The organism is Brevibacillus sp. NPDC003359 (assembly GCF_042878995.1).
GTDB lineage: Bacteria > Bacillota > Bacilli > Brevibacillales > Brevibacillaceae > Brevibacillus.
In genome coordinates this window covers 109,670-122,046 of the sequence record NZ_JBIAOR010000004.1, presented here as the reverse complement: position 1 = coordinate 122,046, position 12,377 = coordinate 109,670, and the positions used below count along the sequence as shown (strand labels likewise).

Here is a 12,377-nt window from a genome sequence, read left to right as displayed (position 1 = left end):
CATATGGATTCTACTTTTTCATCAAGAAAAGCAACAAAGACGAAAACCTTGGTTATTAACGCACTTTTTATCGCTTTTACTCTCGCAGCCACCATGTTCATTAATTTGCGACTCCCTATCATGGGGAACGGTGGCCTCATTCATCTCGGTAACGTGCCTCTTTTAATCGCTGCCTTTGTATACGGCAGAAAAACAGGAGCCATCGCAGGAGCTTTTGGTATGGGCCTCTTCGACCTTATCTCTGGTTGGACACCCTGGGCACCGTTTACCTTCGTGATCGTAGGTGCAATGGGCTATGTAGCTGGCCTCATCGCCGAAAAGGTTCCTGGCAATCGCGTATTTGTGTACGCACTCGCAGTTGCCGCTGCATTGGTGATTAAGATCGTGGGCTACTACTTTGTTGAGGTAATTCTTTACGGGAACTGGATTCAGCCGTTTGGCTCCATTCCGGGGAACGTTTTGCAGGTGGTTGTAGCAGCGGTTATTGTCATCCCGCTGGTGGGACGCTTGAAGAAGATTGTTGGGCAAGGTTAAAAAAGGAAGGATGGGGCAAAGCTCCATCCTTCCTTTTTTGCAAAAATAAAAAGATCGGGAAACGCGTGGGAGCAGTACAAATTACCTTTGGGGAAGGCCGGCAGCACAATAACCAGATTATCGTCCATGACTCCAAAGCCATCTTTACCTTGCTTGACCTTGCTTGACCTCACTTATCAACATGCCGTCGACCTCTTCGCTATTCCGGAAAGCAACGTAGTTTCGCTTGTACGTCATCTGTTCACCGGCCTCTGGATCATTTATAGGCTGGCCCTCTTCCGGACACATATTCGGGCTCCCGGCTGGGGGCTTTTCTTTTTGAAATTAATTGGATAAAATCAGGAAAAACAATAAGGTGATACTAATGAAAACGCTCTTCCTCATATTGTCTTTTATTTTGGCAAGTTTTCCTTCTGTCCAACCTGACCAATCCAAGAGTGTCTTTATTTCTGAAGGTGAGAGTATGGCCCCTACCTTGAGCAGCAACGATCAGTTTCTTGTTGATAAAACCTTCTATGACTCCCATCCTATCCAACGTGGAGATATCGTTATTTTCCAAGTAGAGAAAGATCGACAACACGTTAAAAGGGTCATTGCGTTGCCTGGAGAAACGCAAAGTGGTCGACGAACCGTACTTGACTTCAGCTAAAAATGTAGCCAAAAAAGAAAATCTCTATCTGACTGAGGATTTCGGGCCTATAACTATCCCCGAAGATACAATATTTGTTTTAGGTGATAATCGTTTAAATAGTCTAGATAGCAGAGTGATCGGTCCGGTTCATGTAAATCAAATATTAGGCAAGATGACAAACAAGTTACCCTCAAATTAATTAGTCCTTATTTTTCCACGCTCCGTTTAAAGTGCGTGGATTTTTTTACTCCAGAAATAGTATGTTAAATAGACTTTTTACTTTAAAAGGAAACAATAGCCATATTTTTACGTATAACATGTAAACGAAATATTGGAGTGATAATAGAATGTTCGCAAATGACTTTGGACCATCTTTCTCTAGTGGTTTTGGTCCGCCCTGGTGGTTTTTAGTGATTGCTGGAATAATTGTACTTTTCATTTTAGGAGCGATCATAAATGGTATCAGGATTTGGATGTCAAATAATGCCTCCCCAATCTTAACTCAACCTGCAAAAATAATTAGTAAACGCACAAGAACTTCAGGTGGCGGTAATGATACCAGTGTATCCACATACTATTACCTTACTTTTGAACTAAGCAATGGAGAAAGACTAGAATTTCATGTAAAAGGTAGTGAGTATGGCTTACTGGTCGAAGGAGATACAGGCATATTAACTTATCAAGGCACCAGATATAAGGAATTCAGCAGACGACCTTTGTAAAATAGGGTCGTCTTTCTACATTCCTATCTCCTTTGTTAAAAACTCTCTTTCTCCCAATCCCCAGTAGTATTCCAACTACAAAAGCAATATTTTGACTTAACCCTTCTCTGACCTGGTATTGAAACGATTTTCTGCATCCTTATTAAGTGAAAGATTCGTGATAATATGCTTATTAAATCTTTAATGATGACAACTAGGAGGTTTGATTTTCAAATGGCTGAAAAAACGAACAAGAGTATCATGCTTGAGATCGCTCCGCTAAGAGCAGAGGATCGCAAGCGTTGGGACGTATTGGCTCGAAGCTACAAAGCCTTTTACGAGACAGAGCTCCCAGATTCCACATACGATGAGATCTGGAACCGACTGCTCATTGGCGATAGGATATTCGGTTTCGGTGCGCATCTTCATGGAAACTTGATCGGAATCACCCACTACGTTTTTCAGCCTACGGTCTGGAAAGAAGATGTGTGCTACCTGCAAGACCTCTTCGTTGACGAAACTGCTCGCGGACATGGGGTGGCCCGCGCCCTTATAGAACGGGTCGCTCAAGCTGCTCGAGAACAAAAAGCTTCTGCACTGTACTGGCAAACCCGCCAGGACAATTTCATTGCTCGTGCTCTTTATGACAAAATTGCTCATCATAAAGGCTTCATTCGCTACGACTATACACTTGAATAGAAGTGGAGGCCGGTATCTATTACGTACGGGATACCGGCATTTTTTCAAGCTTACCTGCTGACCCCATTTAACAAATTGATTGTTTTTGATAAACCCATCGACACATATCTCTTTCACTTCTGATAAGATCGATAAGTTGCCAACTTGTCGTTTCCCACCCGGTTTTCATTACTGTGATATAATGAAAATAAAAACAATGGGGTGTATTGTTGAAGAGACAGTTTTTGATGATTGTAAGTGATGTAACAAAACCACAAATGGATAGAGTCACCGAAGTAGTAAAAGATTTTAACGAATTCATTGACTTGATTCCAATTGAGTCTAAATCTGATGGAGGCTATAGCCTATACATCGATATTCAAAAAGGCGATGTTGCTCTAACAGTCTCAGATACACGAACATTCCTGAGAAATTGGTTTAAGCTTTTAAAAATAGAATGTGATTCAAATCCACGAGACTTTTATTAAAAGTCTTTTTTAAATACACATTTTGTATAACCATATCCCCTCTTGTTCCTAATACTGTTGTACAGTAAGATTTAGGAAAAACCATTAGGGAGTGGAGAAATGGTCACTTGTTACTTGAAATATGTTATTGATCCCTATCAGGTAAATGTTTTTGAAGAATATGCAAAGATGTGGATACCTCTTGTCAACAAGTTTGGCGGACATCATCATGGCTATTTCCTTCCTCATGAAGGTGCTAATAATATTGCTTATGCCTTATTTAGTTTTCCTAGTTTGGCAGAATATGAAGATTATCGAAAGAAAATACTGGTCGATGAAGATTGCCAACTTGCCTTCTCACTCGCAGAGCAAACAAAGTGCATCATCAGTTACGAGCGAAGTTTCTTGCGTCCGGTGTTTGAATAATTCTTCTTCAACCTTGTCCATCCTTAGATAGGATGGGCTTTTTTATATAATGAGCATTTTATATCCATCCGCTATATGCCGAGCAGCGAGAAGATTGTCTGCTGCCCCACTTGATCAGCTGCCACTGGATTGATCCAGATCACTTCTGTTCTGATGCGGTCCATTTCCGCCAAAGCTACCCTTCTCATCCTCGTCAAGTCGAGCAACTGCGTCTCTGCTGTTTACAATCTCAAGGACAGCGCAAACGTCACGGGCCACAAACCTAGATTCTCCATCCTTTACCACTACTCGAATCTGTTTATCTTGATAGTTAAAAACGTTTTGAAGTGCATGCATTGTATATTCCTCCCCTCACTTCCCGTTGTCCTTGAACTTCTCATGCGATCCAGCATTCCCATCTGTTTCGGGTCATCCCTAACAAGCGCAGTGATTCCCGTGACTGGAAAGCCCCTGCAGGCCGTTTAGGAGGCTCTAAAAGAGAAGGGAAAACCTTCCGTCCGCGTAACAGCAGCTTTCTTCGTACGAGATTGGCGTGTAAAACAAAAAAACCGCTCAGAGGATCAGCTATCCCTTGAGCGATTTTTCGTATTTCAACGATATAAAATGATTAATTCCAATTTTTTGAGCTCTCTTTAAAGGGACAGGCTTCCGGCTATATACTTGGAACCCTAATTTCTGGTATAGCTTCATAGCGGGTATATTCGTATCCGCTACCTCTTCGATGAGAAATTGTTCATACGGGGTATTTCACATCATATGACGGAGAATCATCATTGCCGCCCCCTGCCCTCTGAATTCGGGAGCCGTTCCGACGAAATCGATGGTGCATTTCATGGGAGATGGTTCCTCTAGAGTAGCTTCAAATTCTTTTTTCAAAAAGAGTCCGGCGAGGGTGCCTTTATAGAATCCCAATTGTTTTCGTAGCTCTTTTTGATTGAGCTTTACCGAAGAGACAGTGCCATCCGTGCATGCAGCCATGCCCGCAACTTTGCGATCATCCGTTACCGCTACATAAAATTGATTCAAAACGAACATGTGAGCAAAAGCTCTTGCAATGGTTTGCTCGTCATTGGAAAAAAAGCCAAGCCACTGCGTGAATCCCTCCGCAAAAATCTGAGACATTTGCTCTCTTGCATCGAATTCTACTTGATCCGCCCTGATCACGGTAAACATGTACGGTTATTCTCCTTCCTTGTATAGAAAAGAAGTGAGGATAGAAGGTGAAGGCATCGTGAAGTTGTTTTTTCGCATCATTTTCATCATAGCTAGGCCGTGAAGTGTCGAATAGAAAAATACGACCATTTCATCTGGGTCCCCTGATCGGAATTCGCCGAGCGCCTGACCTTTTTTGACAAGCTGGGCTGTAGCGCGAAACATGTTGTCGCTAAGCCGTGCTACCTCGCTTTGTTTGACGCTTGTTCCTCCCCCAGCTAGAAACGATTGAGCCATCAGTATCAGCAAATTCGCAAACTCATCGCCTGTCGTCATGTCGCTGTGAATTTCTTTCACAAACTGATCAAATGCTTGTTTGGGTGACGCAGCCGACTCGAAAAAATCGATGTTTTTCTGCATACCTGCAAGCGCGTAATCCACCAGGTCGTCAAACAAGGTTTCTTTTGATTTGTAATGCCGATACAAAAGTCCGATGCTGATGCCAGCCGTATCCGCAATGTCCTGGACATTCGTAGACCCGAATCCTTTTGAACGAATAACTGCATGGCTGCTGATTGTATTTTCTGCTTTGTCGCAGTGCGCAACATTGGGGGACCTCGAGTTTTGAAATGCAATCTTTTACAGTTCGGTAATGCAAAAAAACGGCATCTCTGCCGTTTTTCGTTGCCCCTATATTCTTCAATCTAGTCCTTTGCAGTGTTCAGCTCAGCTTCGATCTTGGAGTTTTTCGACGACTCGTCCATCCGCCAGTAAACGAGGAGACTTATGGCAATACAAGCTGCTACATAGTAATAGAAGAGAGACTCGTTCCCGATGCTTTTGAACCATAGCGCGATGAACTCCGCTGTTCCTCCAAAGATCGCGACGGTCACCCCATATGGAAAGCCTACGCCCAGAGCGCGAATGGCGGTAGGAAACATCTCGGCTTTCACGATCGCGTTGATGGACGTATAGCCGGTAACAATGATAAGACCGGACAGCATCAGCAAGAAAGCGACATATGGGCTAGTGGTTTGTTCCAGGAGAAAAAACATCGGTACGGTCCACAACGTTCCAAGAACACCGAAACCAATCAGTAGCGGGCGCCGTCCAATTCGGTCGGACAGCATACCGGCAATCGGCTGCAAGACGACGAATATGAGCAATGCGGTAAAGTTAATCCAGCTGACTACTTCTTTCGGCATTCCTACCGTAATCACCATGAACTTTTGCAAATAGGTCGTATAGGTGTTAAAGGCGATGGTTCCCCCGAGCGTAAGGCCGACGACTGCCAGCACCGCCTTCGGATGCTTCATCAGCTCACGAAGTGTACCCGCCTTCTCCTTGTTTTTCGACTCCATCTTGGTATATTGCTCCGATTCGTCCATACTACGGCGCAGCCACAACACGGCTACTGCTCCAAATGCTCCGATGATGAAAGGAATTCGCCAGCCCCAGGCCATCATGGCTTCTTCCGGGAGTATTTGCTGCAGGATAATTTGCACACCCAATGCCAACAATTGTCCACTGATCAGCGTGACGTACTGAAAGCTAGAATAGAACCCTCGTCGACCACTCGCAGCCATCTCGGACAGGTACGTGGCAGATGTTCCGTATTCCCCGCCAAGCGATAGACCTTGGAGCAGGCGGGCAAGAACGAGAATAATAGGCGCAAACACGCCGATGGTTTCATAGTTTGGTGTTACTGCAATCACCAGTGAACCACCTGCCATGATGGTAACAGACAGCGTCAGAGCGGCACGGCGTCCATGACGGTCAGCGTATCGGCCCAGGAGCAAGCTCCCGATCGGTCTCATTAAAAATCCGATAGCAAAAACAGCGGCAGTATTCAGCAACTGGCTGGTAGCGTCGCCTTTTGGAAAAAACTGAGACGAGAAATACACCGCAAAAGCTGCATATACATACCAGTCATACCACTCAATCAGGTTCCCTAGTGAACCTTTAAAGATGTTGCTTGTGATGCGCCGCGTCTCTGCACGATCACTCGATGACTTCATTGCTGACCCCTCCTTATGATTGACCCGAATCCATTTACAATTGGGATAGTTTAACCGCTTTCAATTGAAACAATACCTTTTCTCAAGAATGATGGGGGCATTGTTTGCTTTGAAAGGGGTTACATATTGACCCGGATGGATTCTCGAAGAACTGTTCTTATTCTAAGTTGTTTGTTTTGCTAGAATCTATTGAATACTTCCGAATATGCAAAAACGGCATCTGAACTGCCGAAAAACCCAGTTGAGTTACATTGATTTTTCGACCGGATCGGGCTACCCTTTTCCATAGGGAGGCGGCTGTTATGACAATCACTATGCTTCTGGGACTACTTGAAAACATCTCTGTAATCGCAGTCATCGCCCTTATCATCGGCCAACTAGATTACTTTCGGAACATCGTGTACGGGAAAAACAACTGGATGCGGATCGTCATCCTCTCTACGCTGTTCGGGTTTCTGTCGGTAATCGGTACGGAGAAGGGGGTACGGATCGATGACGCACTCGCCAATACGCGCATTGTCGGTGCCGTCGCGGGTGGGTTAATCGGGGGGCCTGTCGTCGGCTTTTTTGCCGGTCTTATCGGAGGTGTTCATCGCTATTCGATAGGCGGATTTACCGCATTCGCCTGTGCCATCTCCACCGTAATGAACGGCTTCTTGGCCGGGATCGTAAGTACGAAAATGAATATGCTGCGACTGAAATGGCAGCATATCGTACTGATTGGCGTTGCAGCCGAGCTCATTCAAAAAGTGTTGGTGCTTCTCATGGCCAAGCCTTTTTCTGCGGCACTCGAACTGGAAGTAAAAATCGCAATCCCGACCACCATTATGACCATTGCAGGACTGCTGCTCTTCACGCGCGTTTTCCAAAATCTCAAAATGATGCAAGACCAGTCCGGCGCATTGGGGGCAAACCTGGCCTTGTCAATTGCAAGCCAGACGTTGCCTCATCTGCGGACGGGGCTAAATGAATATTCTGCGAAAAAAACCGCTGAAATCATCCGTGAAATGGCCAGGGTGGATGCAGTCGCCATTACCGACCGTGAAAAACTGCTCTGTGCAAAAGGCCATGAACTGGAGAAACATTTGCAGAAAGAGACGCTGTGCGCACAAGTAGCAGAGGCTGTTTTGACCCACCCTACAGGGGTATGGCACGACAAAGATTTTGCTCTTCCGCGTCCGCCTCGCCTAAAATCGATCAGCGCCGCATCGTTGTATCATCAAAACCAGAAAATCGGGACGTTGCAATTCTACTATAAAACCTCTTCCTCCAAGACGTCCCAGACCAACGAGAAGTTAGTGGACGGCCTGGCCAAGCTGCTGTCGGTCCAAATCGAACTGGCGGAGATCGAGCATCAAGCGAAAATGCGGAAGCAGGCTGAAGTGAGCGCCCTGCAAGCACAAATCAACCCGCATTTTCTGTTCAACACCTTGGGGACAATTATGTCCTATTGTCGTACAGACCCTGATCAGGCGAGAAACTTGATCGGTCATTTAAGTGATATCTTCAGGCGCAATTTGAAAAGCAAGGGAAATCATCACAGCTTGCAAGAAGAACTGGACGGAATCAAGTCGTATTTGGAAATCGAGAAGGTCAGATTTAGTAACCGATTAAAGGTGAACATGGAGATCGACGAATCTCTGTTGGAGCGCAAATTGCCTGTCCTAACTTTGCAGCCGATCGTAGAAAATGCCATTCATCATGGACTTTTTCCAAAAATTAGCGATTGTCTACTCACGATTCGAGTGGAACCGTACGACCACGAAGTGAAGATCAGTATTGAAGACAATGGAGTTGGAATCAGTGAAGAGCGTTTGGCCGATATCTGGAACAGCCAATCGACAGGGATCGGCCTTGTCAATGTCCATTCACGACTTCGATCCGTTTATGGCAAAAAATATGGCCTCACGATTCAAAGCAAGCCTGGTTTGGGAACAGTTGTATCCTTTGTCGCTCCGCTATCCGAATATGAAAAGGATGTGCATCCAGATGCTCCTGAAGACGATCATCATTGATGACGAGCCAGCCATTTGTTCCGAATTGGAATATTTGCTGAAAAAATATATTGATATCCAGGTGGACGCAATCTATACCAATCCGCTGGAATCATTGCCCCATATTCTCAATTCCGAGCCTGATTTGCTTATGCTTGATATTCAGATGCCCGGGATGAATGGGCTTGAATTTGCCAAAACATTGAGTCAGATGTCCAAACCCCCAATGATCGTTTTTTCGACTGCCTATCATGAACACGCTCTGGAGGCTTTTTCCACGCTGGCTGTGGGGTACTTGACCAAACCGATCATGGAATCGAAATTGGACGATGTGATTCAAAAAGTGAGGACACTGAGGAACCGATCGGCCATGAATGACCGCACCCCGACGGTTCCCCCGATGGAAGAACATGTCTGTATCCGGAAGACCAACAAGATCATCCCGATCCCTGTAGGGCAGATTTTCTTTGCGTTTGTACGGGAGAAAGATTTATATGTTGCAACAAAAGAGAGTATCGACAAGTGCGACTTGTCCTTAAATGAGCTGGAGGAGATTTTGAACCGGTCCCGCTCTTTCTTTAGAAGTCATCGAAACTATATTTTGAACGTGAAGCATATTAAAGAAATCATTCCTTGGTTTAATAATACGTATTTGATTAAGATGAACGATGATAGTCAGACTGATATTCCTGTTAGCAGAGGGAAAATGAAAGCGTTTCGGGGTTTGATGAATTTGTGAGTTTGGGGGAAGAAGATTGATGGACGGAGCGGGGAGAGAGTATCTTTTCGCTCCTTTTTTCAGAGAAGCGCGGTATATTACAAAAAAGAAAAAACGGCATCTCTGCCGTTTCCGTTGTTATTATATGGTGGAGCATAGCGGGATCGAACCGCTGACCTCTACACTGCCAGTGTAGCGCTCTCCCAGCTGAGCTAATGCCCCATATGTATGTGACTTCCAGCGTTTACCGCCTCAGTGAAATCAGTATAGCACACGCCCGGCGTACACTGCAAGCGAAAAAATCTGATAAATCCCCGTCCCTGCTGAAAAAAACCGAAGAAAAAACCAACCGATCCCAACCGGTTGGCTTCCTCTTATTCCCTATCAATCTACTATCTCACCGTCACCACAATCGGTGTCTTCTTCCCACCATACTGTACATAAATCGTCGCTTTACCCGAACCTGTCGCCTTGATGACGCCGTCTTTCACATCGGCTACCAACAGGCGAGTAGTGGTCCAGAGAGCTGGCTTGGTGACATTTTGCTCAGAGCCATCCATGTACGTCGCGAAAGCGCTCACTTGCTTCACTTCGCCTTTGCTCATAACGAGCTGAACAACATCTGTCTTCAAGTACTTCAACGTATCGACATCGACTGGGATCGACACGCTCTTGTCGTTGTACTTCGCTATAATCGTCGCTTTTCCGTAGGCACGTCCTGTAATGAGGCCTTTGGTTACGTCTGCTATCTTGTAGTTGCCCGTCTTCCAGTCAGCCAGATTGGTTACATCCATGGTACGGCCATCGGAGAAGGTAGCTGTCAAGGTTACTTGTACGTTGCTGTTCGACTTCGTAGATACAAAGCGCTTGTTTGCTTCCAGCTTGCTCACGATTCCTACTTCTACCGGGATGCTGATCGATTTGCCGCCGTATTTCGCTGTGATCGTCGCACGTCCGTTTGAGAGACCTGTTACGCGGCCGTTTACCACATCCGCTACCTTAACCGAGGTCGAGGACCATTCTGCGTCGTTGGTTACATTGTCCGAGTTGCCAGCGGAGTCTGTTGCTGTCAGCTTGATCTCTTTTGATTCATTGATGTTCAGGATCAGTAGGCGAGGATCAACGGAGAGGTTGGTCGCTTGGTCTACTTCTACTGCAATCGTAACCGACTTGCCATCGAAGGTCCCTGTTACAGTTGTTTTCCCTGCTCCTGTCGCCGTGATCTTTCCGTTCATTACCTCTGCGACAGCAGCAGAAGCCGTGCTCCATGTCGCTGTATCTGTTACATCCTTAGTGGTTCCATCTGCGTAAGCTGCTGTCAGCTTCACGGTTTCGGACTTGCCATTGCCAAGCACGATCTTTTTCTTGTCTACCGTCAATGTCTGCATGACACCAACCGATACGGAAATGTTCACTGTGCGTGTTCCGTATGTAGCTGTCACAGTCGCTGCACCTGTTGACACACCAGTGATCAAGCCTTGACGCACGCTTGCTACGTTAGGTGCACTGGATGACCAAACGACTTTTTGCGTGACATCTTCAGCAGAGCCTCCATCTGGATACGAAGCCTTTACCGTCACCTGCTTTGCGCCACCCACTGGGATCGCTACTGTCGTGATATCTGCGGTCAAGTTTTGCGGTATATCTACATCGACAACCAGTGTCGCTGTTTTTCCGCCGTATTTAGCGGTTATATTCGCCGTTCCAGCCTTATAGGCGGATACGGTCTTGCCGCTTGCAAATACAACATCTGCATTGTCTGAAGACCACTCTACTTTTGAAGTGATATCTTCACTTTTACCATTCGCGAAGGACGCGTTTACAATTACGTCTTTCGTATCCCCGCTTTTCATCGGCAAGTAAGCAGGAACGATATACAAGGAACGGGGAACTTCTACATCCACTCGTACCTCAACGGATTTGTTTCCGTATTTCGCCGTAATCACGGCTTCACCGGACTTGACTGCGTGGATCTTACCATTGCTGTAATACGCAACATCCTCGCGATCAGAAGACCATTCAGCCTTGTCGTTCACGACAGTGGAAGCACCACCATTAGCGTAAGTCGCTTTCAGCTCGATGTCTTCTGTTTTGCCTACATTCAAGAAGATGTTTTGTTTGTTTACTTCCAGCTTTTGCGTCGTATCTACATCGACCTTGATCGTCGCTGTTTTTGTTCCATACTTCGCAGTAATCGTCGCTGTACCTGCTCCATAAGCCTTGATGTTTCCTTTGAGCGCATCGGCTACAGCTGTATTGTCTGAAGACCATTCTGCCTTGTCAGCAACGTCTTCCGTTACACTTCCATCCGGGAAAATGGCTTTGAGCTTGATTTTCTCTTCGCCGTTCAGCAAAAGTGAAACCTGGTTTTTGCTAGGCTCCAGTCTGTGTGCAATCTCGACATTGACAGAGATAGTCGTCGTCTGGCTACCGAATTTTGCTGTCACGGTACCTGATCCTGAATTCAGACCTTTGATTGCTCCATTTACTACTGTCGCAATCGCAGGCTTATCGATGGACCAGTCTGCTTTAGTCGTTACATCTTCTGTTGTCCCATCGCTGTATACAGCTGTCAGCTTTACGTTTTCCGTGCCGCCGATCCGTACGTTCAACATTTGATCTTCTGTTGTCAGTGCCTTTACCTTTTTCGTTACGGTTACACCTACTACAACAGGCTTACCCATGTAAGTAGCTGTAATGGTAGATTTCCCTACCGATTTGGCTGTGATCTGTCCGGCATAAACAGAAGCGATATTCGCATCCTGTGTCGTCCATTCTGTCTTGACGGTGACGTCTTCCGTTTTTCCGCTCACATAAATAGCGGTAGCCGTCAGGTTGGTAGAATCTCCATTTTCCAGTGTTACCTCGTTCTTGGACAGAACGAGTCGGCTGATTTCATCGGCAGCCAATCCTACCCCTGCGTTTCCAGTCCCCACTAATAGCAGGACGGCCAGAAACAAGAGCATCGTTTTTTTCCAGAACATTGCTAGCCTCCCTCGCAAGTATGAAATTTGCTGTTCTTCGAAACCATTCCACCATTACTATATCGGCACAGAGC

15 protein-coding genes and 1 tRNA gene are annotated in these 12,377 nt (G+C 45.8%); 9 read left to right on the top strand and 7 right to left on the bottom strand.

Annotation, left to right across the window (positions count from 1 at the left end; all coding sequences use genetic code 11):
• Positions 1 to 3 precede the first annotated feature (3 nt).
• On the top strand, positions 4 to 534 hold the full coding sequence (locus tag ACFYU8_RS14535) for an ECF transporter S component (RefSeq protein WP_390300331.1): 531 nt from the start codon (positions 4 to 6) through the stop codon (positions 532 to 534).
• Positions 535 to 678: 144 nt separating this feature from the next.
• Here ACFYU8_RS14535 and ACFYU8_RS14530 read toward each other — a convergent pair whose 3' ends face one another.
• Entirely contained in the window at positions 679 to 822 is a 144-nt protein-coding gene (locus ACFYU8_RS14530) for a hypothetical protein (RefSeq protein WP_390300333.1), read from the bottom strand.
• Positions 823 to 898: 76 nt separating this feature from the next.
• Between ACFYU8_RS14530 and lepB (ACFYU8_RS14525) the strand changes: the two genes are divergently transcribed.
• From lepB (ACFYU8_RS14525) to ACFYU8_RS14500, 6 genes are all read left to right on the top strand, one after another.
• A complete protein-coding gene (gene lepB / locus ACFYU8_RS14525) occupies positions 899 to 1,183 on the top strand; it encodes a signal peptidase I (RefSeq protein WP_390300335.1) in 285 nt (94 codons plus the stop codon).
• Entirely contained in the window at positions 1,152 to 1,364 is a 213-nt protein-coding gene (gene lepB, locus ACFYU8_RS14520; protein ID WP_390300337.1) for a signal peptidase I, read from the top strand. The genes lepB (ACFYU8_RS14525) and lepB (ACFYU8_RS14520) overlap by 32 nt, the downstream gene beginning before the upstream one ends.
• Positions 1,365 to 1,512: 148 nt before the next feature.
• A complete protein-coding gene (locus ACFYU8_RS14515) occupies positions 1,513 to 1,887 on the top strand; it encodes a DUF2500 domain-containing protein (RefSeq protein WP_390300339.1) in 375 nt (124 codons plus the stop codon).
• Positions 1,888 to 2,100: 213 nt separating this feature from the next.
• On the top strand, positions 2,101 to 2,565 hold the full coding sequence (locus ACFYU8_RS14510) for a GNAT family N-acetyltransferase (protein WP_390300341.1): 465 nt from the start codon (positions 2,101 to 2,103) through the stop codon (positions 2,563 to 2,565).
• A gap of 227 nt (positions 2,566 to 2,792) precedes the next feature.
• The gene (locus ACFYU8_RS14505; RefSeq protein WP_390300343.1) at positions 2,793 to 3,032 is read left to right on the top strand and encodes a hypothetical protein; all 240 of its coding nucleotides are present in this window, start codon (positions 2,793 to 2,795) and stop codon (positions 3,030 to 3,032) included.
• Positions 3,033 to 3,131: 99 nt separating this feature from the next.
• Entirely contained in the window at positions 3,132 to 3,437 is a 306-nt protein-coding gene (locus tag ACFYU8_RS14500; RefSeq protein ID WP_390300345.1) for an NIPSNAP family protein, read from the top strand.
• 114 nt (positions 3,438 to 3,551) lie between these two features.
• Here the strand turns inward: ACFYU8_RS14500 and ACFYU8_RS14495 are convergent, their stop codons facing one another.
• The 4 genes from ACFYU8_RS14495 to ACFYU8_RS14480 all read right to left on the bottom strand — a co-directional run bounded on the left by ACFYU8_RS14495 (position 3,552) and on the right by ACFYU8_RS14480 (position 6,607).
• Complete coding sequence (locus ACFYU8_RS14495) at positions 3,552 to 3,773, bottom strand: BRO-N domain-containing protein (RefSeq protein ID WP_390300347.1); 222 nt, start codon at positions 3,771 to 3,773, stop codon at positions 3,552 to 3,554.
• Between the two features lie 411 nt (positions 3,774 to 4,184).
• Positions 4,185 to 4,610 (bottom strand): GNAT family N-acetyltransferase, encoded by a 426-nt coding sequence (locus ACFYU8_RS14490; RefSeq protein WP_390300349.1) that lies wholly within the window; start codon positions 4,608 to 4,610, stop codon positions 4,185 to 4,187.
• A gap of 6 nt (positions 4,611 to 4,616) precedes the next feature.
• Positions 4,617 to 5,075 carry a TetR/AcrR family transcriptional regulator gene (locus ACFYU8_RS14485; RefSeq protein ID WP_390300351.1) on the bottom strand — a complete coding sequence of 153 codons (459 nt, stop codon included), beginning with the start codon at positions 5,073 to 5,075 and terminating at the stop codon, positions 4,617 to 4,619.
• Between the two features lie 218 nt (positions 5,076 to 5,293).
• On the bottom strand, positions 5,294 to 6,607 hold the full coding sequence (locus ACFYU8_RS14480; protein WP_390300353.1) for an MFS transporter: 1,314 nt from the start codon (positions 6,605 to 6,607) through the stop codon (positions 5,294 to 5,296).
• Positions 6,608 to 6,909: 302 nt separating this feature from the next.
• On the opposite strand from ACFYU8_RS14480, the gene ACFYU8_RS14475 reads away from it, so the two are divergent.
• Positions 6,910 to 8,622 carry a LytS/YhcK type 5TM receptor domain-containing protein gene (locus ACFYU8_RS14475; RefSeq protein ID WP_390300355.1) on the top strand — a complete coding sequence of 571 codons (1,713 nt, stop codon included), beginning with the start codon at positions 6,910 to 6,912 and terminating at the stop codon, positions 8,620 to 8,622.
• Positions 8,597 to 9,340 (top strand): LytR/AlgR family response regulator transcription factor, encoded by a 744-nt coding sequence (locus ACFYU8_RS14470; RefSeq protein ID WP_390300357.1) that lies wholly within the window; start codon positions 8,597 to 8,599, stop codon positions 9,338 to 9,340. The genes ACFYU8_RS14475 and ACFYU8_RS14470 overlap by 26 nt, the downstream gene beginning before the upstream one ends.
• Before the next feature lie 125 nt (positions 9,341 to 9,465).
• Here the strand turns inward: ACFYU8_RS14470 and ACFYU8_RS14465 are convergent.
• Positions 9,466 to 9,541, bottom strand: a tRNA-Ala gene (locus tag ACFYU8_RS14465).
• Positions 9,542 to 9,711: 170 nt separating this feature from the next.
• Positions 9,712 to 12,303, bottom strand: coding sequence for an Ig-like domain-containing protein (locus ACFYU8_RS14460; RefSeq protein WP_390300359.1), 2,592 nt, complete (start codon positions 12,301 to 12,303; stop codon positions 9,712 to 9,714).
• Positions 12,304 to 12,377 lie beyond the last annotated feature (74 nt).